Source organism: Herbaspirillum sp. C9C3 (assembly GCF_013359625.1).
GTDB lineage: Bacteria > Pseudomonadota > Gammaproteobacteria > Burkholderiales > Burkholderiaceae_D > Herbaspirillum.
On record NZ_JABFMQ010000014.1, the window covers coordinates 81,940 to 102,087 of the forward strand.

Here is a 20,148-nt window from a genome sequence, read left to right on the forward strand (position 1 = left end):
CGCCAGCACGGACCGGCACCGACAAGGGAAACCGTCATGAGCAAGCCGGACCGCGCCTCTCTCACCCAGCATCCCGCCTGGCATCGGATGAGACGTCCGCTGCGCTGGGTCGGCTGGACGCTGGTTGTCCTGCTGGGCCTGGCCGCGCTGAGCTGGGCTGCCCTGCCCGCACTGGTGCGCAAGATCGCTGTCGACCAGACGCAGGTGCAACTGGGTCGCAGGCTGGAGATTGGCGAGATCGCCTTCAATCCCTTCAAGCTGGCGCTGCGCGCCTCGGACATCACGCTCTATGAAGCCGATGGCAAGCAGCCCTTCTTCAGTGCCAAGGGCTTGCTGGCCGACCTGTCCGCCGCCTCGCTGCTGCGCATGGCGCCGGTGCTGGACGAAATCAGGCTGAGCACGCCGCAACTGCACGTGGTGCGGGTGGATGCGCACGGCATTGGCCACTACAACTTCTCCGACATCCTCGACCGCCTGGCGGCCCAACCCAAGAGCGAAGGCCAGGCGCACTTTTCGCTGGCCAACGTGCAACTGCAGGACGGGCAGATCCGCTTCGAGGACAAGGTCAGTGGCAAGAACATCGACATCGCCGCGCTGCAAGTGGGCCTGCCCTTCATCTCCAACCTGCCCGGCAACATCGACAGCTTCGTGCAGCCGCAATTGTCGGCCACCGTCAATGGCACCCCGCTGCACCTGAAGGGTCGCAGCAAACCCTTCACCTCGACGCAGGAATCGACCTTCGCCATCGACATCGACCGGCTGGACCTGGTGAGCTACCTGCCATTCGTTCCCGCCGAATTGCCGGTGCTGATCCAGAGCGCCAAGCTCAGTACCCGGCTGGACCTGGGCTTCACCCGCAAGGATGACAAGCCGACCGTCACACTGGCCGGCGAGGTCCGGATGGAGGACCTTTCTCTACAGGACAAGGCGCATGCGCCCCTGTTCAAGGCCAAGTCGCTGGCGCTGCAGATAAAGCAGTTCGACGTCCTGGCCGCCAGTGGTGAACTGAGCCAGCTCACGCTGGAGCAAGCGCAGGTCTGGGCCGGCATGAACGCGCGCGGCGAGATCAACTGGCAGCGTGCGCTGGCAGGTGGCCAGACCGGTGCCCGCAGCACCTCCAGACAAGCGAGCGCCTCTTCTCCCGCCGCCACTGCGAAGCAGCCGGCTTCCTCCATCGTGCTGCAGCAACTGACCGTGCAGGATGGCGAAGTCAACTGGCGCGATGAAGCCAATGCCTCGCCGGCTCAGGCGATCAAGCTGAGCAAGATCGATATCAACGCCACCCAACTTTCCACCGCTGCCGATGCCAAGCCGGCCCGCTTGACGCTGTCCGCCGTCGAGAACGGCCGTGGCAAGCTGGCCTTCGATGGCCAGGTCCAGGCCATGACGGCCAGCGTTGCCGGCAAGATCACGCTGGAGAACATCGACCTGGCGGGCTACCGTAATTACCTTGCCCGTGCGCCCATCAGTGGACTGGCGGGCCGGCTCTCCGGCCAGACCACGCTGCAACTGCAGCATGGCCATCTGCGGCTCGACGACAGCAAGGTGCAGTTGGCCGACCTGCGCCTGACTCCTCCCGGCAAGGGGGCGCAGCCACTGGCTCTGCAATCGCTGTCGCTGCAGGCGCCCAGGCTGACCGATACGCTGGACCAGGCGATTCCCTTCAAGCTGCAGGCACGCTTTGAGAAGACCGGTAGCGTCGAACTGACCGGCCAGGCCGCCGCGCATTTCAAGCACGTGGCACTGGAACTGGAGATCAAGGACCTGCCCATTACGCCCTTCCAGCACTATTTCAGCGATGTACTCAATGTCTCCATCAGCAGCGGCCTGGCCAGTGTCCGGGGCAAGCTGGAAGTGACGCCGCCGCTGGAGGATCGCAAGCTGGCACTGGACTACAAGGGCAGCGCCGCCATCACCAACCTGCGCATGCAGGACAAGCTGACCTCCACCGACTTCCTGCGCTGGCGCACGCTGGAACTGGCCGGTATCGAGGCCCGGCTGGGCGGGCGTACGCAGGTGAGGCTGGAGAAGGCAAGGCTGTCCAACTTCTACGCGCGCGCCATCCTCTCCGAAAAAGGTCGCCTGAACCTGCAGGACATCGTGGTGGCCGACGCCCGGGAACAGGGTTCGATCACCGATGACAGCAAGAAGGCTGGCAAGGACGACACACCGTCCGGTACTGCAAGCACGCGCAAGACTACCTCCGCCACCCCTGTCACCGCCGCCGCGTCGGCGGATGCGCCGCTGGTGCGGATCGGCCAGGTGGTGCTGGACGGCGGCAACATCAACTACACCGACAACTTCGTCAAACCCAACTACACTGCCAACATGACCGGACTGGCCGGCAGCATCGGCCAGATCGCCTCGGACAAGCCGCAGCCGGCACCGGTGAACATCACCGGCAAGATCGACAACGATGCCCCGCTGCAGATTTCTGGCTCGCTCAATCCGCTCTTCAAGCCCATGTACCTGGATCTCAAGGCCAGTGCCAACGGCGTGCAACTGCCGCGCCTGACGCCCTACTCGGCCAAGTACGCCGGCTATCCGATCACCAAGGGCAAGCTCTCGATGGATGTGCATTACACGATCGAGAACGACAAGCTGGTCGCGCAGAACGATCTGCGCATCGAGCAGCTGAGCTTCGGCGAGCGGGTCGACAGTCCGGATGCCACCAGCCTGCCGGTGATGCTGGCGGTGTCCTTGCTCAAGGATCGCGATGGCAACATCAACCTGAACCTGCCGATTTCGGGCTCGCTGTCGGACCCGCAGTTTTCGGTGGGCGGCATCATCGTGCGGGTGTTCGTGAACCTGATCGTCAAGGCCGTCACCTCGCCCTTCGCGCTGATCGGTTCGATGTTCCGTGCTGACGAGCACATTGGCGAACTGCGCTACATCGAGTTCTCGCCCGGCTCCTCGGAAGTCACCGACGAAGTGCGCAAGAAGCTCGATGCACTGGGCTATGTTCTGCATGAGCGCCCCGGCATCAAGCTCGACATCACGGGTCGTGTCGATCCCAAGGTCGATGACCAGGGTCTGCGGCGTGAAGCGCTGGAACGTGCGATGCGCAATCTCAAGCGGGCCGACCTGATCGCCAGGGAAGGACAGCCGTCCGGCCCGGTGCGCATCAGTGCGGCCGAGCGTGCCAAGTACCTGGAGCGCGTCTACAAGGACAGCAAGTTCGACAAGCCGCGCAACATGATCGGATTGCTCAAGAGCCTGCCCGAAGCCGAGATGGAGAAGATGATCCTGGAACACACCGAAGTGACCCAGGATGACTTGCGCAAGCTGGCGCAGCGCCGGGCGGACCAGGTGCGAAACTATTTACAGGAGCAGAGCGTGATCGAACCTGCGCGCATCTTCCTGATTGCCCCCAAGCTGGACGGCGCCGGCATCCCGGACAAGGAGCCCAAGGCACGGGTCGATCTGACGATACAGTGAGCAAAGGCTGCGCAGGCGGGCCTTGAAAAGCCGCACGCTGCCCATACAGTAGGGAGTAGGTTATAATCAGCCTCCCGCTGCCAAAGCGGGGGCCTCTTCAGGAAACGCTGCGAGGGGCCAGCGTAATACGCAAGTTCACGCGCCCAGCGGGATTTGCGAAGCTTCAACACCACGGGGCCGACTTGGTTTCGACAGGGGTTGCAAAGCGGAACAGGGCATGCCGAGGACTGGTTACCTCGTTAATCCATCCGGAACTGCTTAAATGCAAACGACGAATCTTACGCTCTCGCAGCGTAAATCGCACCTAGAAACCTAAGAAACTTCTAGCTCTACAGCACTTCTTCCCTGGGGTGTGCTGGCAACAGCGGTAGAGTCATTTACAGGGAATCGTGGCGTATGGGGTTACTTCATACGTCATTAAATCCAAGGTAACTCGTCCTGTCGAAGCGTGTGCGTCCGCGTCGGCAGGATCAAAACCAATTGACTGCACTACGCATGTAGAACTGTCTGTAGAGTGCTTCTGGACGCGGGTTCAATTCCCGCCGGCTCCACCAATACCAATGCCCGACTGTGTATGCAGTCGGGCATTTTTGTTGCCCCTGGCGGGTCTGCGAGGGTTGACGCGGATTCCCGCGACTTGGTGGTTGGGCTGGGTTGCCAGAAAAAAACCGTTCTGACTTTCTCCAGGCCATTTTTCTCTCCTGCTGTTGATTTGCTCGCAGAATTGACTCTCTCCCTCCGACCCTAAACAAGTTCCAGAATCGCGCCACGGCGTTTCGAGCCGGGCCACCGAAATAGTTAAAAAATTGGCGCTGAAAACGTACATCCCTTCACTTCAAGACGATAGACAACGTACCGAATCGACAACACCAACCCGGCGGATAAGCCCCCTGGCTGTAGCTCTCCGTGTTTCTCCTTGAAAATTTCGTGTTAATTCAAGAGGGTTTTGTCGTACCATTACCCGGTCTTACAAATTGTAACGTTTAAAGACACCGGATAAGTGCTGTAAATAAACAAGAAAACGGCGTATCCACCGATGCAGGCAGCGTACCGGCCTGCTTCGGAAGAAGGGGGATCCGGTAGATAACACCGCCAAGTAGAAGCCTGGGGCTTTTGACGATATGTATTCAGGGGATGTCAGTTTTTCAGTTGCATCGCATGCGCAGTGGGTTCCGGGTCTCGAATCCCAAGCTGACTGGCAACGATGGATCAGGCATGATCGCCAGGCTGCAGGTTCGGGGGAACCAGCAGTCAAGGCCATGCCGCCCATGCTGCGCCGACGCACCAGCCCGGTGGGCAAGCTGGCGCTGGAAGCCGCCTACGGGGCCTTCAATGCTGCCTCCCTTGGCACTGCCGCCCGCCAAGTCGGCGACGCCAGCGATAGCACCACGGACAGTGCCGGCCTTGACGTCCCGGTGGTGTTTGCTTCGCGCCATGGCGAATGCGCCCGTTCTGTTGAGCTCCAAATGGCCTTGGCCGCTGCCGCCCCCATGTCGCCCACCGCCTTCAGCCTCTCGGTGCACAACGCCAACGCCGGCCTGTTTTCCATCGCCCGTGGCAGCCAGGCCAATACGGTGGCCATTGCGGCCGGCCAGAGCACGGTCGAACATGCCGTCATCGAAGCCTGCGGTCTGCTGGCCGACGGCATGCGTCAGGTGCTGCTGGTGGTGGCCGACGCACCACTGCCGGCGCTCTTTTGCGACTTCGCCGATGAACACGAAGAGCCCTGCGGCTGGTCCTGGCTGATGCAGGCAGCCGACGAAAACGCTGCATTACCCACACTGTCCCTGCAATGGCAGCAGGTGCAAGCGGCCAGCCACACCATGCCCTGCGCGCAAGGCACCGCCGGGCCCGCTGCGGTATTGCGCTTTTTCCTGGACGCTGCAGCCTCCACTCTGCAGCGGCAAGCCGACGGCCGTCACTGGCACTGGATGCGACATGCTTGAACGGGTCCTGCCGCTGATCGACCGTGGCTGGCGCATCTTGACCACGGGGATGTGTTTTGCTCTCTTCGGACTGGGCGGGCTGCTGCTGCGACTGGTGATCTTCCCCGTTTTGCAATATCTGGTCCGGGATCCGCAGCAACGCGTGCTGTGGTCGCGCCACCTCATCCGCCTGGCGTTTCGCGCCTTCGTCGAAGTGATGCGCCTGTGCGGCGTGATCCGCTATGAAATCACCGGACTGGAACGTCTGAACCGCAACGGCCTGCTGATCCTGGCCAACCATCCGACGCTCATCGATACGGTGCTGCTGATGGCCTTCGTGCGCCATGCCGACTGCATCGTCAAGGGTGCACTGTGGCGCAATCCCTTTACCCGTGGACCGGTGCAAGCGGCCGGCTACATCAGCAATGCCCAGGGGCCGGATCTGATCGATGATTGCATCCGCTCCATCCGCAGCGGCAGCAATCTCATCATCTTCCCCGAGGGTACCCGCACGCCCGGCGACGGCCAGATCAGCCTCAAGCGCGGTGCGGCCAACGTCGCCGTGCGCGGCGGCTGCACGATCACGCCGGTGCGCATCCGCTGTACGCCCGGTACCCTCGGCAAGGGAGAGAAATGGTGGCAGGTGCCGGCCACGCGCGCGCATTTTCGCCTGCACATCGGCGAGGACCTTCAACCGCATCACATCATCGGCAACGAGCAGCCGCACGGCGCCGACCATCCGACACTGGCCGCGCGCCAACTGACGACTTACCTGCAACAGTACTTCATGAAAGAGAACTAGGCCATGCACGACCTGGAACAAGACATCAAGCAACTCATCATCGAGGCCCTCGACCTGGAAGACCTCGCCCCCGAGGATATCGACAGCGCCGCGCCCCTGTTCGGCGATGGCCTGGGCCTGGATTCCATCGACGCACTTGAACTGGGCATGAGCCTGCAGAAACGCTATGGCATCAAGCTTTCTGCCAATTCCGAAGAGACCCGCAAGCACTTCGCCTCGGTACAGGCGCTGGCTGCGCTGGTGGCCAGCCATCAGGCCACGGCCTGAGCGCCTCCCCAGGCTGTACATCACCACAACGACGTTGCCAAGCCACTTGCAAGAGAAGCACATCATGACCACTCTGACACCTGACATGACCAAGGACGAAATCACCGTGTGGATCGTCGATATGCTGCACGAGATGTTCGAGCTCGACAAAGCCGCCATCACGCCCCAGTCCAACCTCTACACCGATCTCGACATCGACAGCATTGATGCCGTCGACATCGTGGTCAAACTCAACCAGACCACGGGCAAGCGCATCCAGCCCGACGTCTTCCGCAGCGTGCGCACGGTGCAGGATGTCGTGGATATTCTGGCCACGCTGATGCGCGAACAAGCGCACGCGTAAGCGCATGAAACCTCCCGCGATGTCCCGGCTGACCGCCCTGGCCGGCCCGCTGTTGATCCTGCTGTATCCCCTGCTGATCTGGTACGCCCACGGCAAGCTGGAACCACGCATGCTGGCCCTGCTGCTGGTGCTCATCGCCGCGGTGCGCCTGTTCACCAGCCGCAGCAGCCGCCCGCTGCGCTGGATGGGCGTGGCCGCGCTGGCCCTGGCCGCGCCGGCCCTGGCCTGGAATGCGCTGCTGCCGCTGAAGCTCTATCCGGTAGCCATCAGCGGCGGCATGCTGGCCCTGTTCGGCTACAGCCTCTACAAACCGCCTACCGTCATCGAACGCATGGCACGCCTGAGTTCACCCGACCTGCCGCTGTTCGTGATCGCCTATACACGCCGGGTTACCCAGGTGTGGTGCCTGTTCTTCGCGGTCAATGGCAGCATCGCCCTGGGCACCGCACTGTGGGCCTCGCCAGCGGTGTGGTCGATGTACACCGGGGTCATTTCCTACGTCGCCATGGGCGCGCTGTTTGCCGGCGAATACCTGGTGCGCCTTTACGTCCGGCGCCAGCATCATGCGTGAGACAGTCGACATGCCCGCCACCACAAGGCTGGACCTGCTGCAACTACCGTTCCAGGCATTTGACGGCGAACGCGTGATCGGCTGGCGCGACGGCGTGGCGGTCACGTATGCCACCTGGCGCGCCGAGTTGCTGCGCTGGAAGCAGTTGCTGCAGACCACGCCGGGACAGCGTTTCGCCCTCTTCCATCAAGACACGCTACATTTCGCTGCCGCCCTGTTTGGTACCTGGCTGGCCGGCAAGACAGCCTACCTGCCCAGCGATGCCCTGCCCGACACCTGCGGCCAGTTGCGCGGCGAGGTCGATGGTTTCCTCGGCGACTTCGGTGTCCATTGGCCGGCCTTGCAGCCCGCTCCTGATGCCTCCTTCGACGATCCTTCCTCTCCTTGGCCCGCCTTGCGCGCGGACTTCGCCGGCCTGGTGGTCTACACCTCCGGCAGCACCGGGCAGGCCCAGGCCATCCCCAAGCAACTGGGCCAGATGGCCAATGAAGTGGCCACGCTGGAGGCGCTCTTCGGTGCCACAGTGGGCCAGGTCGAAGTGGTCGCCACGGTATCGCACCAGCATATTTATGGTTTGCTGTTCAAGGTCTTGTGGGCGCTGTGTGCGGGACGTCCGGTGCATGCAGGCAGCGCGTTCTTCCCCGAGGATCTGCAGCGCATGGCTGGTAACCGCCCGTGGCTGCTATTGTCCAGCCCGGCCCATCTGAAACGCCTGCCCGAGCAGGCCACGCAACCGGATGCGCGCCAACTGCGCGCGATCTTCTCTTCCGGCGGTCCGCTGCCGGCCGAAGCGGCATGCGATGCCGCGCGGCTGCTGGGGCAGCGTCCGCTGGAAATCTATGGCAGCTCCGAAACCGGTGGCATCGCCTGGCGCCAGCCCGACAGCGTTCTCCTGCAGCGCCGCGAGCACTGGCAGGCCATGCCCGGCGTGTCCGTGCGCCTCGGCGCCGAAGGCGAACTGGAAGTGCGCTCGCCGCACCTGCCCGACAGCGGCTGGTTCAGCATGGCCGACCGTGCCGTGCTGATGGAAGACATCCCCGCCGCCTTTGAACTGCGCGGGCGCAGCGATCGCATCGTCAAGCTGGAAGAAAAACGCATCTCGCTGACGCGCATCGAACAACTGCTGGCCGCCAGTCCGCTGGTCGAGGAAGTGCGCGTGATCGTTCATCAAGGCCGCCGCGCACGCCAGTTCATCGCTGCCTTCGTGGTGCCCACTGCGCAAGGTCAAGCCCTGCTGGTCGCACAAGGCAAACTGGCCCTTAACGCCGCGCTCAAGACGGCATTGGCCGGCGCCATCGAAGCCATCGCCCTGCCGCGCTTGTGGCGTTACCTGGAGGCACTGCCGGTGAACTCGCAAGGCAAGGTTACGCTCTCGGCACTGACCGCGCTGCTGGAGAGCAGTGCGCCCACATTGCCGAACGTAACCGAACTGCAGCGCAGCACAGGGCAACTGCAACTGGCGCTGGACATCCCCGCCGACCTGCTCTACTTCCGCGGCCACTTCCCCGGCGCACCCATCCTGCCCGGCGTGGTGCAGACCGACTGGTCGCTCACGCTGGGCCGGCGCTACTTCAACCTGCCGCCACGCTTCCTGGGCCTGCAGACCTTGAAGTTCCAGCGCGTCATCACACCAGGCATGCGCGTGCTGCTGGACCTGCAATTCGATACCGCCAAGTCGCAGTTGTCCTTCCGTCTGCATTCGGACGCAGGCCAGCACGCCAGCGGCCGCTTCCTGCTGGGGGCGGCATGACCGCATCCACCTTGCACAGTACCGTGGTGGTGATCCCGGTCTACGACCACGAGCACGCCATTGGCGCGGTGGTCGCTGCCGTACGCGGTCACGGGCTGCCTTGCATCCTGATCGACGATGGCAGCAGCCACGTCTGTGCCGCCGTGCTGCGACAACTGGCCGCCACCGATCCGCAACAGGTCACGCTGCTGGTCCACACCCGCAACCAGGGCAAGGGCGGCGCCGTCATGACCGGCCTGCGCCATGCCGCGTCGGCTGGCTACACCCACGCCTTGCAGATCGATGCCGACGGCCAGCACGACAGCGCCGACATCCCGCGTTTCCTGGCCGCATCACAGGCGGCTCCGGCCGCCGTCATCAACGGCAAACCGATCTATGACGACAGCGTACCCAAGGGCCGGCTCTATGCCCGCTACCTGACGCACATCTGGGTGTGGATCAATACGCTGTCGCTGGAGATTGCCGATTCGATGTGTGGCTTCAGGGTCTATCCACTGGCGCCGACGCTGCAGTTGATGGATAGCGCTCCTATCGGGCGGCGCATGGATTTCGATACCGAAATCCTGGTCCGCCTCTACTGGCGCGGCCTGCGCGTACACAACCTGGCCACGCGGGTGCGCTATCCAGCCGACGGTGTGTCGCACTTCCAGGTCTGGCTGGACAACGTACTGATCTCGCGCATGCATGCCCGCCTGTTCTTCGGCATGCTGCTGCGCGCGCCGCTGCTGCTGGCGCGCGGCAGCTGGCGGCGCCTGGGCGGGCGCAGCGCATGAGCCATCCACCCCGTACGCGCCATTGGGCGCAGATCAACGAAGTCAGCTTCGTGGCCGGCATGCGTTTGCTGTTCGCGGTCTATCGCCTGCTGGGCCGGCTGCCCTTCCGGCTGATGCTCTATCCGGTGCTGTGTTGGTACATCGCTGCCAATGGACCTGCCCGCCAGGCCTCGCGCGATTTTCTGGCGCAGGTACGGCGCTACCGTCCCGGGCTGCCGCTGCGCTCCGGGGTTTTTGGCATTTTCCTTCACTTCGCCGCATTCGGCGAAAGCCTGCTGGACAAGATGTTGCTGTGGGGTGGCCTGTTCCCCATCAAAAACGTTCATTTGCACGGTAGCGCGCCTATTTCCGAGGCCATCGCCGCCGGGCGTGGCGGACTCATCATCTGCACCCACCTCGGCAACCTCGAGCTGTGCCGCGTGATCGGCCGCCAGCATCCCGCCCTCAAGCTGACGGTACTGGTGCATACGCGCCACGCCCAGGCCTTCAACCAGATGCTGGCCCAGCTGGATCCGGCCAGTCAGTTGAACCTGATGCAGGTCACCGACATGTCTCCAGCTACTGCCATGATGCTGGCCGAGAAGGTGGCACAGGGCGAGTTCGTGGTCATCGCCGGTGACCGGGTGCCGGTCTCGCCGCAGCCACGGGTGGCGCGCGCGCCTTTCCTGGGCCGCAGTGCTCCCTTTCCGATCGGCCCCTACGTCATGGCGGCGCTGCTGCAATGTCCGGTGTTCCTGATGTTCTCGCGCCGCAGCGCCGAAGGCGCGGAGGTCAGCTTTGAAGCCTTCCGTGATCGCATCGTCCTGCCACGCAAGCAGCGTGCAGCGGTGCTGGACGAACTGGCGGCAGCCTATGCCGCACGCCTGGAAGCGCACTGCCTTCAGGCGCCTTACCAGTGGTTCAATTTCTATGATTTCTGGGCCGATTGCGCCCTGGACGAACAGCATGCCTCACACTGACGTTTCCTCTTCCGCCAAGAGCGCCCCTGTCTGCTTCGGCGCCCAGCCCCTCACCATCGAGGATGTGGTGGCGCTGGCGCGGCGCGAGCGCACGGCGCAACTGCACGACGCCGAGAGCTTCCGTGCACGTATTGCGCGCGGTGCCGATTTCCTCGACCGACTGCTGCGCGAGGATGGCACCATCTATGGCGTCACCACCGGCTATGGCGATTCCTGCACGGTGACCGTGCCGCCGCAACTGGTGCCGGAACTGCCGCATCACCTCTACACCTACCACGGCTGCGGCCTGGGAGCGCTGTTCACGCCGGAGCAGGCGCGCGCCATCCTGGCGACCCGGCTCAATTCCCTGTGCCAGGGCTTCTCGGGCGTGAGCGTGGCCTTGCTGGAACAGATCGCGGCGCTGCTGCAACACGATCTGTTGCCGCAGATTCCCTGCGAGGGCTCGGTGGGTGCCAGTGGCGATCTCACGCCACTGTCCTACCTCGCCGCCGTACTGTGCGGCGAGCGCCAGGTCTGGCGCGATGGCGCCACAGTGCCGGCCGCCGAGGCACTGGCCGCAGCCGGCCTGACGCCGCTGCGCCTGCGTCCCAAGGAAGGGCTGGCCATCATGAACGGTACCGCCGTCATGACCGCGTTGGCCTGCCTGGCCTTCGACCGTGCGCGCTACCTGTGCCAGCTGGCTACCCGCATCACGGCCATGAGCAGCTTCACGCTGGATGGCAATGCCCACCATTTCGATGCCACCCTGTTCTCGGCCAAACCGCATCCGGGCCAGCAGCAGGTGGCGGCCTGGCTGCAGCGCGACCTGCCGTGCGGCCAGGCGCACCGCAACGAAAAGCGTCTGCAGGATCGCTATTCGGTGCGCTGTGCGCCGCACGTGATCGGTGTACTCAACGATGCCCTGCCGTCGCTGCGCCAGTTCATCGAGAACGAACTCAACAGCGCCAACGACAACCCGCTGATCGATCCGGATGGCGAGCGCGTGCTGCATGGCGGCCATTTCTATGGAGGCCACATCGCCTTCGCCATGGACAGCATGAAGACCGCCGTGGCCAACATCGCCGACCTGCTCGATCGCCAGATGGCCCTGATGGTGGACCAGCGCTACAACAACGGCCTGCCGGCCAACCTGTCCGGCGCCCAGGGCGAACGCGCGCCCATCAACCATGGCCTGAAGGCCCTGCAGATCAGCACTTCGGCGTGGACTGCCGAAGCCCTCAAGCTGACCATGCCGGCCTCGGTATTCTCGCGCTCCACCGAATGCCACAACCAGGACAAGGTGAGCATGGGCACCATTGCCGCGCGCGATTGCCTGCGCGTGCTGGAACTGACCGAACAGGTCGCGGCCGCCTTGCTGATCACGGTGCGCCAGGGCGTGTGGCTGCGCAGCCAGCGCCAGCAACCCGGCGATACGCCGCTGCAGGACTTGCCGGCCGGCCGTCTGGCCGCCATGCAGGCCGCGTTGGCCGAAGACATCGCGGTGGTTGATGAAGACCGCATGCTCGAACCCGACCTGCGCCGGCTGCTGCAGCGTCTGCGCGCCCAGGCATGGAGTCTGTATGACTGACCCCCTCCTGCCTGCGGGCAAGATCACCCTGGCCAATTCGCCCTGGCGCGGGGAAGTTGAGTTGCAGATCCAGTTCTATGACCTCGACCCCATGGAAATCGTCTGGCATGGTCGTTATGTCGAATACATGGAAGCCGCGCGCTGCGCCCTGCTAGACGGCATCGGCTACAACTACCCCGCCATGAAGGAGTCCGGCTATGGCTGGCCGGTGATCGACCTGCACCTGCGCTATGCCGCACCGGCGCGATTCGGCCAGCGCATTCGCGTCAGCGCAGCCATCGTCGAGTGGGAAAACCGCCTGCGCATCGACTACCTCATCAGCGACGCCGTCAGCGGCGCGCGCCTGACCCGTGCCTCCACCGTTCAGGTGGCGGTGCAGATGAACAACCACGAGATGTGCTTCGTTTCGCCGCCGGTGTTGTGGCACAAGCTCGGACTGACGCCTCCCACCCCATGAACGCACGCTCCCTTCTCTGCTGCTTGGCCTTGCTGGCCATCCCGCCTATCGCCCAGGCCGCTGCGCCGGTACAACAGATCCAGTCCAGGCTGGCCAAACCGACCGTGATGTGTGGTCGCTTCGACCAAACCAAGCAACTGACCGGCATCAAGAAGCCACTGCAATCGCATGGGCGCTTCTGCGTGCTCAAGGGCCGGGGCATCCTGTGGCAGACGCTGCAACCGTTCCCCGGTACCCTGCGCATCACTCGCGACGCCATCGTGCAGATTCAGGATGGCCGCATCGCCATGAAACTCGATGCGCAACAGGAACCGGTGGTAAAGATGATCAATAGCGTCCTCTTCTCGCTGCTGGCAGGGGATTTGAGCCAGCTCGAGACGCTCTTTGAACTCGATGGCAGCCTGCGCGACGGCCACTGGCAGGTCGCGCTCAAGGCACGCCAGCCGGCCCTGGCCAAGGCGATCGGCGACATCAGCCTGGCCGGTGCCAGCTATGTGGACAAGGTCAGCATGCAGGAAGCCAGCGGCGACCGTACCGAGATCAGCTTTTCGGCCATCAAGACCGGCGAAGGCGCCATGACGGCCGAAGAAGGAGCCCTGTTTGACTAAGCCCGGCCGTTGCCTGCAGCGCCTGTTGGCGCTGGCATGGCTGCTGGCGGTGCTGCTGGTGGCCGGACACAACGCCTGGCTGTGGCTGGGCCAGCGCGCCAGTCCCGATACCGACATGCTGGCGCTGCTGCCCGGCGCCGACGGCAAGGATGTGGTGCGCCAGCAAGCCTTTTCCCACATGGTCGACGCGGCCCAGCAAAAGCTGGTGGTACTGGTCGGCGACCGTGACTGGAGCCGGGCCCGCGCCGGTGCACAGGCCTATCTTGACGTCCTGCGCGGGCATGCCGCACTGATCGTGCCAGTCAGCGGTGACTCTGCGCAGTGGCAAAGCCAGTGGCTGGACAGCCTGGAGCCTGGCCGCACCGTGCTGCTCAGCGATACCCAGCGCGCCGAGCTGGCCGTCGGGAATGCACAGCAATGGAGCCAGCGCGCCCTGGCGGGTCTTTACGGTGCTTTCGGCGGACCGCGTCTGGGCGCCTGGCAGGATGATCCCTTCGGACTCTTCAGCCAGTGGGTCCAGGAACGCGCCAAGGAAACGCCAGTACGTCCGCGTGACGGCCAGCTCTTCGTAGAACGTGACGGCATCAACTATGTCCTGCTGCTACTGGAGCTGAAGGCCCCGGCATTGTCGATGCAGGCACAGGAGCAGGTCATGCCGTTGCTGGCACAGGCGCAGCGAGCCGCCCACAACCAGGCCAGCGAGGTCGTCAGCGGCGGGGTGATCCTGCATGCCGCCGCCGCCAGTGCCCAGGCCGGCAGTGAGAGCGCCACCATCGGCGCCGGCTCGCTGCTGGGCATCCTGCTGTTGATGTGGCTGACCTTGCGCTCCTTCAAGCCGATTCTCTACATCGCCCTGTCCATTGCCGTCGGTTGCCTGGGTGCGCTGTCGGTGAGCATGCTGCTGTTCGGCAAGATTCATTTGCTGACCCTGGTATTTGGAGCCAGCCTGATCGGCATCGCTCAGGACTATGGTATCTACTTCCTCTGTGCCCGCCTCGCAGCACCGGCATCGCAGGATTCACAGGCCCTGTTGCGACGCCTGTTGCCGGGGCTTGCGTTGATGTTGCTGGCAGCCCTGATCGGCTATCTCGGCATGGCCCTGACGCCCTTCCCCGGTTTGCAGCAAATGGCCGTGTTCTCCGCACTGGGACTGGTGTTTGCCTGGCTGACGGTGATCTGCTGGTTCCCTCAACTGATCGGTCCGCACACGCTGCGCGCGACCCCGCAAGCGCTGCGCTTCGGCCAGAGCATCGCGCGCTGGCCTGATCTGCTGGGCGGCTTCGCCTGGCACCTGGTCCTGCCCGGGGCGGTAGCGCTGATCGGACTGGCCATCGTCGGGGTCGCCCGTCTGCACAGCAGTGACGACATCCGTGCCCTGCAGAAAAGTCCACCTGCCTTGCTGCAGGATCAGATCCGCATCAGCCAGTTACTGGACATGGCCGCGCCGGTACAGTTCTACCTGGTGCGCGGCGCGTCGGCCGAGGCCGTCTTGCAGCAGGAAGAGGCGCTGCGCGAGAAGCTGCAACCGCTGCTGCAACGCAAGCTCATCAGCGGCGTACAGGCGCTCTCCAACTGGGTTCCCTCGCAGCGCCGCCAGCAGGAGAATTTGTCCCTGCTGCATCGCAGTCTGCTGGATACCCGAGGCGATGCGCCCGATGCCATCACCCTGACTGCCCGCGCCATCGGGGAGAGTGCGCAGTGGGCGCAAGCGCTGCGCCAGCGCATGCTGGAGAAGACCCAGCCGATCACGCCAGCGCAATTCCTCGCCACCCCGGCCGCAGCCGCCTCGCGCCATCTGTGGCTGGGACAAGTGGATGGTCAATTCGCCAGCATCGTCGCCCTGCGCGGGCTGGCCGACTATCGCCAGCTCGACCAACTGGCCGCCGTCGCCGAAGGACTGCCGGGCGTGCAATGGGTGGACAAGGTCGGCGAGATCTCGTCGGTGCTGCGTCAATACCGGATCATGATGGCTTGGGCGCTGCTCTGCGCCTACGCGGCCATCTTCGCCCTGCTGACGCTGCGCTACCGCCGCCGCGCCTGGCGCGCGCTGGCGCCGCCGCTGCTGGCCTCGCTGCTGACCCTGGGCCTGTTCGGCTGGCTGGGTCAGCCGCTGCAACTATTCCACGTGCTGGCTGGACTGCTGGTGCTGGGACTGGGCGTGGACTATGGCATCTTCCTGCTCGAATCTTCCCCAAACCAACGTGCACATGCCTGGCTGACCGTCGGCCTGTCGGCCGCCAGCGCACTGCTCTCCTTCGGCCTGCTGGCGTTGAGCAAAAGTCCGCCACTGCACGCCTTTGGCCTCACCATGCTGTGCGGGATGCTGCTGGTGTGGCTGCTGGCCCCCCTGTTCACCCATCCCGGTCTGGGCACCTTGCGCGCCCAGCCGGTCAAGGACTCCGTATGAAACCCGCCCTGCTGCTTGCCGCCATGACCGTCGCCTTCCTGCTTGCCGCCTGCGCCGCGCCCATGGTGCCCGATGGCCGTGCCCCGGCGCGCCTGTCCCTGCGACTGTCGCCGGCGGCACTGGGACAAAGCATCAGCCTGCAGCAACATCTGACGGTCGAGCGCGGCAGCCGCGTCGACCAACTCGACACCGCCCTGGAAATCGATGCCGGGCATGTCGATCTGGTCGGTCTGGCCTTCGGCCAGCGCGTCATGTCGCTTCACTATGATGGCCAACGCTTGCAGGTCTGGCGTCATGCCTTGCTTCCCAGCCAGGTACAAGGTGAAGATGTGCTGCAGGACGTACAACTGACGCTCTGGCCGACCGAGGCGATTCGCCAGGCACTTCCTGAGGGCTGGGAGTTGCGCGAAGCCCAGGCTCAACGTACCCTCCTGCTCCACGGCGAAACGATTGCCGTGATCGACTATCCCGACCAGCGGCGCTGGGGAGGGAAAGTGATCCTGAACAATCTGCGTTACCACTACAAGCTGACGATTCAGTCGGTGGTAACCTCTGAATGACATCGCCCCAAGCATGAGCCTTTATCTCAACGCCCTCGGCATGGTCTGCCCGCTAGGCGGCACGCACGAGACGATCCGTGCGCGCTTGCTGGCCGGCCAGAGCGGCCTGCGCGACGATGCACGCCATGTCGACGCAAATGGCACGCCACTGGCACTGGGCGCCGTGAGCGAGGATACGCTGCTCCCGGAAGACAGCCATCTGCCCCTGCGCGAACGCAGCCGCAACAATCGCCTGGCGCTGGCAGCACTGCAACCCATCCGTGCTCAGGTCGATGCCGCCATCGCCCGCCATGGTGCAGAACGTATTGGCATCGTGCTCGGGACCAGTACCTCCGGCATCGCCGAGGGCGAGGCCGCCTTTGCCGCACGGGCCAGCAGCGGCAGCTTTCCGCCCGGCTATCATTACGGCCAGCAAGAATTGGGCTCTCCCGCCGCCGCGTTGCAACTGACGCTGGGCACCACCGGTCCGGCCTACGTGCAATCGAGCGCCTGCGCTTCCAGCGGCAAGGCCATCGCCAGTGCTGCACGCCTGCTCAACATGGGTCTTTGCGACGCCGTGCTCTGCGGCGGCGTCGACAGCTTGTGCGATTTCACCATTGCCGGCTTCACCGCACTGGAATCGGTGAGCACCCAACGTTGCAATCCGCTCTCACTGCATCGCCAGGGCATCAACATCGGCGAAGCTGCAGCCCTGTTCCTGCTCACGCGCGAGCCGGCGCCCGTGCAATTGAGCGGGTGGGGCGAATCCTCCGACGCCTATCACATCTCGGCCCCCGATCCCCGGGGCAGGGGCGCACAACTGGCTATCAGCCAGGCTTTGCGCCGTGCCGGACTGCGCGCTGACCAGATCGACTACATCAACCTGCACGGCACGGCAACAGCGCAAAATGATGCGATGGAGTCACACGTCATCGAGACCCTGTTCGGGCTGGCAGTGCCGGTGAGCTCGACCAAGCCCTTCACCGGCCACACCCTGGGCGCGGCCAGCGCCGTTGAGGCCGGACTGTGCTGGCTCCTGATGCAGGACGGCAATCCGGACGGCCTGCTGCCGCCGCATCTGTGGGATGGCGTGCCTGATCCGGCGCTGCCGCCACTGGCGCCGGTAGCGATCGGGCAAGCTCTGGGCCGGCCGCTGCGGCACGTGCTCTCCAACTCCTTCGCCTTTGGCGGCAGCAACGTGGCGCTGGTGTTTTCTCGCCGGGAGGACACATGAATCCGGCCCTGCAAGATATCCCGCCGATTGAGCAACTGCTGCCGCACGCCGCCCCCATGATCCTGATCGACCGCGTGGTGGCGGTGAGCCACGATCAACTACAGGCCGAACTGGAAATCCGCCACGACAGCCTCTTCCGGCAAGGCAGCGGCGTAGGAGCCTGGGTCGGCATCGAATACATGGCGCAGAGCATCGCCGCCTGGGCCGGTTACCACGAACTGCGCCAGGGCGGTCGCGCCAAGATCGGCTTTCTGCTGGGATCGCGCCGCTATCACTGCGCAGTTCCCGAATTTGCCACCGGCATGCGCCTGGGGGTGTCGGTGCAACTGCTGTTGCAGGCGGAGAACGGGCTGGGCTCCTTCGAATGCCGCATCACCGACCTGGCGACGCAACAAGAACTGGCGCAAGCCACCGTGTCGGTGTTCCAGCCGCGCGACGCAACACACTATCTTCAAGAAGGCATGGCATGACCACATCGGGAGAACACAGCATTTTCGTCACCGGCTCGAGCCGGGGCATCGGCCGCGCCATCGCGCTGCGCCTGGCACGCGAGGGGTACCACATCGTCCTGCATTGCCACGCACGGCGCGACGCCGCCGACCAGGTAGCCGCCGAGATCGCGGCGCTGGGCCGTCAGGTCCGCGTACTGCAATTCGACGTCGCCCACCGCGAGCAAGCCTCGCAAGCCCTGCTGGCGGACGTGGAACAGCACGGCTGCTACTACGGCGTGGTCTGCAACGCCGGCATCACCCGCGACAACGCGTTTCCCGCCATGCCCGGCGAAGACTGGGACAGCGTCTTGCGCACCAACCTCGATGGTTTCTACAACGTGCTCAATCCGCTGGTCATGCCCATGGTGCGGCGGCGCGCTGCGGGCCGCATCGTGACCCTGGCCTCGGTGTCCGGACTGATCGGCAATCGCGGCCAGGTCAACTACAGCGCGGCCAAGGCCGGCGTCATCGGCGCCACCAAAGCGCTGGCGCTGGAACTGGCCAAGCGCGACATCACCGTCAATTGCGTCGCCCCCGGCCTGATCGATACCGACATGACCGAAGACGCTCCCGTCGAGGAAATCCTCAAACTGATCCCCGCCCGCCGCGCCGGCAAGCCCGAGGAAGTGGCGGCGGCCGTGGCCTTCCTGATGTCGCCCGATGCGGCCTACATCACGCGCCAGGTAATCTCGGTCAACGGAGGCCTGGCATGACGCATCCCCGCACCGAACGCCGGGTGGTGGTCACCGGCATGGCCGGCATCAGTCCCATCGGCACCGACTGGACCAGCGCACTGGCGCAGTTGAAGACCTATACCAATGCCGTGCAGCGCATGCCCGGCTGGGATGACTACATCGGCCTGCACACCCGCCTGGGTGCACCGGCAGCAGAGTTTTCGCTGTCCGAACGCTACAACCGCAAGACCACGCGCAGCATGGGCCGGGTCGCCCTGATGGCCACCCGCGCCAGCGAATGGGCGCTGGCCGATGCCGGGCTGCTGGAAGATCCTCTGCTCAAGAGCGGCCAACTGGGCATCGCCTATGGCTCCTCGGCCGGCACGCCCAATGCGATTGCCGACTTCGCCATGATGTTCGCCGAAAAGAATACCCGCGACATCAACGCCAATACCTACCTGAAGATGATGGCCCACACGGCGCCAGTGAACATGGGCGTATTCTTCGGCATTACCGGTCGCATCATCACCACATCCAGCGCCTGCACCTCGGGCAGCCAGGGCATCGGCTATGCGTACGAGACCATCCGCAGTGCGCGTCAGGTGGCGATGGTCGCTGGCGGTTCGGAAGAACTGTGCGCCACCGAAGCCGCAGTCTTCGATACGCTCTACGCCACCAGCGTTCGCAACGACACTCCGAAGCTCACGCCCAGCCCCTTCGACCGCGACCGCGACGGCCTGGTGCTGGGCGAAGGCGCCGGCAGCCTGATTCTGGAAGACCTGGAACACGCCCAGGCACGCGGGGCGCGGATCTATGCCGAGATCGTCGGTTTCGGCACCAACAGCGACGGCGCCCACGTCACCAATCCCAACGCTGCCACCATGCAGGCGGCTATCCAGATGGCGCTGGACGACGCCGGCTTGCCGGCCTCGTCCATCGGCTACATCAATGCGCACGGCACCGGTACGCGCCAAGGTGATCTGGCTGAGACCCAGGCCACCGCACGCGTGTTCGGCCATCGCGTACCGATCAGCTCGCTCAAGAGCTACATGGGCCATACCCTGGGTGCCTGCGGCGCGCTGGAAGCCTGGCTGTCCATCGAGATGATGCGTCACGGCTGGTTCGCTCCGACCATCAATTTGCAGCATCCCGACTCCGACTGCGGCGAACTGGACTACCTCACCGGGCAAGGCCGCGCACTGCAGTGCGAATACGTGATGTCGAACAACTTTGCCTTCGGCGGCATCAACACCTCGCTCATTTTCAGACGCTGGCCCTGAGCGCCCCTCCTCTGCCTGCTCTGCCTCCTCTCATGACAAGGAAAACAAGCGATATGAAGATCA

General features: G+C 64.4%; 18 protein-coding genes and 1 other RNA gene. All 19 read left to right on the forward strand.

The annotated features are described in order from the left end of the window. Nucleotides 1-36: 36 nt before the first annotated feature. Entirely contained in the window at nucleotides 37-3,438 is a 3,402-nt protein-coding gene (locus tag HNO82_RS14360) for a DUF748 domain-containing protein (protein WP_175344187.1), read from the forward strand. A 173-nt stretch (nucleotides 3,439-3,611) separates the two neighbouring features. Then, nucleotides 3,612-3,992, forward strand: a transfer-messenger RNA (tmRNA) gene (gene ssrA / locus HNO82_RS14365). A 567-nt stretch (nucleotides 3,993-4,559) separates the two neighbouring features. Beyond that, nucleotides 4,560-5,384, forward strand: a complete 825-nt coding sequence (locus tag HNO82_RS14370) for a beta-ketoacyl synthase chain length factor (protein ID WP_217509920.1) — start codon at nucleotides 4,560-4,562, stop codon at nucleotides 5,382-5,384. Next, complete coding sequence (locus HNO82_RS14375; RefSeq protein ID WP_175344188.1) at nucleotides 5,377-6,165, forward strand: lysophospholipid acyltransferase family protein; 789 nt, start codon at nucleotides 5,377-5,379, stop codon at nucleotides 6,163-6,165. The genes HNO82_RS14370 and HNO82_RS14375 overlap by 8 nt, the downstream gene beginning before the upstream one ends. A gap of 3 nt (nucleotides 6,166-6,168) precedes the next feature. After that, the gene (locus tag HNO82_RS14380; RefSeq protein WP_008331573.1) at nucleotides 6,169-6,432 is read left to right on the forward strand and encodes a phosphopantetheine-binding protein; all 264 of its coding nucleotides are present in this window, start codon (nucleotides 6,169-6,171) and stop codon (nucleotides 6,430-6,432) included. A gap of 64 nt (nucleotides 6,433-6,496) precedes the next feature. After that, entirely contained in the window at nucleotides 6,497-6,775 is a 279-nt protein-coding gene (locus HNO82_RS14385) for an acyl carrier protein (RefSeq protein ID WP_008331579.1), read from the forward strand. 4 nt (nucleotides 6,776-6,779) lie between these two features. Continuing rightward, the gene (locus tag HNO82_RS14390; protein ID WP_034350918.1) at nucleotides 6,780-7,346 is read left to right on the forward strand and encodes a COG4648 family protein; all 567 of its coding nucleotides are present in this window, start codon (nucleotides 6,780-6,782) and stop codon (nucleotides 7,344-7,346) included. A 10-nt stretch (nucleotides 7,347-7,356) separates the two neighbouring features. Beyond that, on the forward strand, nucleotides 7,357-9,096 hold the full coding sequence (locus tag HNO82_RS14395) for an ApeI family dehydratase (protein ID WP_175344223.1): 1,740 nt from the start codon (nucleotides 7,357-7,359) through the stop codon (nucleotides 9,094-9,096). Continuing rightward, entirely contained in the window at nucleotides 9,093-9,869 is a 777-nt protein-coding gene (locus HNO82_RS14400; RefSeq protein ID WP_175344189.1) for a glycosyltransferase family 2 protein, read from the forward strand. The genes HNO82_RS14395 and HNO82_RS14400 overlap by 4 nt, the downstream gene beginning before the upstream one ends. After that, the gene (locus HNO82_RS14405; RefSeq protein ID WP_175344190.1) at nucleotides 9,866-10,828 is read left to right on the forward strand and encodes a lysophospholipid acyltransferase family protein; all 963 of its coding nucleotides are present in this window, start codon (nucleotides 9,866-9,868) and stop codon (nucleotides 10,826-10,828) included. Before HNO82_RS14400 ends, HNO82_RS14405 begins: the two co-directional genes overlap by 4 nt. Continuing rightward, on the forward strand, nucleotides 10,815-12,395 hold the full coding sequence (locus tag HNO82_RS14410) for an HAL/PAL/TAL family ammonia-lyase (protein ID WP_175344191.1): 1,581 nt from the start codon (nucleotides 10,815-10,817) through the stop codon (nucleotides 12,393-12,395). The genes HNO82_RS14405 and HNO82_RS14410 overlap by 14 nt, the downstream gene beginning before the upstream one ends. Continuing rightward, on the forward strand, nucleotides 12,388-12,852 hold the full coding sequence (locus tag HNO82_RS14415) for an acyl-CoA thioesterase (RefSeq protein ID WP_008331592.1): 465 nt from the start codon (nucleotides 12,388-12,390) through the stop codon (nucleotides 12,850-12,852). The genes HNO82_RS14410 and HNO82_RS14415 overlap by 8 nt, the downstream gene beginning before the upstream one ends. Then, entirely contained in the window at nucleotides 12,849-13,460 is a 612-nt protein-coding gene (locus tag HNO82_RS14420; RefSeq protein ID WP_175344192.1) for an outer membrane lipoprotein carrier protein LolA, read from the forward strand. Before HNO82_RS14415 ends, HNO82_RS14420 begins: the two co-directional genes overlap by 4 nt. Then, nucleotides 13,453-15,867, forward strand: a complete 2,415-nt coding sequence (locus tag HNO82_RS14425) for an MMPL family transporter (RefSeq protein WP_175344193.1) — start codon at nucleotides 13,453-13,455, stop codon at nucleotides 15,865-15,867. The genes HNO82_RS14420 and HNO82_RS14425 overlap by 8 nt, the downstream gene beginning before the upstream one ends. After that, complete coding sequence (locus HNO82_RS14430) at nucleotides 15,864-16,427, forward strand: DUF3261 domain-containing protein (RefSeq protein WP_008331596.1); 564 nt, start codon at nucleotides 15,864-15,866, stop codon at nucleotides 16,425-16,427. Before HNO82_RS14425 ends, HNO82_RS14430 begins: the two co-directional genes overlap by 4 nt. Before the next feature lie 13 nt (nucleotides 16,428-16,440). Continuing rightward, the gene (locus tag HNO82_RS14435) at nucleotides 16,441-17,640 is read left to right on the forward strand and encodes a beta-ketoacyl-ACP synthase (protein WP_175344194.1); all 1,200 of its coding nucleotides are present in this window, start codon (nucleotides 16,441-16,443) and stop codon (nucleotides 17,638-17,640) included. Continuing rightward, nucleotides 17,637-18,110: a hotdog family protein gene (locus HNO82_RS14440; protein ID WP_175344195.1), complete on the forward strand. Its 474-nt coding sequence runs from the start codon at nucleotides 17,637-17,639 to the stop codon at nucleotides 18,108-18,110. The genes HNO82_RS14435 and HNO82_RS14440 overlap by 4 nt, the downstream gene beginning before the upstream one ends. Further along, nucleotides 18,107-18,844 carry a 3-oxoacyl-ACP reductase FabG gene (gene fabG, locus HNO82_RS14445; RefSeq protein ID WP_008331599.1) on the forward strand — a complete coding sequence of 246 codons (738 nt, stop codon included), beginning with the start codon at nucleotides 18,107-18,109 and terminating at the stop codon, nucleotides 18,842-18,844. Before HNO82_RS14440 ends, fabG begins: the two co-directional genes overlap by 4 nt. Beyond that, nucleotides 18,841-20,085 carry a beta-ketoacyl-ACP synthase gene (locus HNO82_RS14450; protein WP_175344196.1) on the forward strand — a complete coding sequence of 415 codons (1,245 nt, stop codon included), beginning with the start codon at nucleotides 18,841-18,843 and terminating at the stop codon, nucleotides 20,083-20,085. Before fabG ends, HNO82_RS14450 begins: the two co-directional genes overlap by 4 nt. Nucleotides 20,086-20,148: the final 63 nt, after the last annotated feature.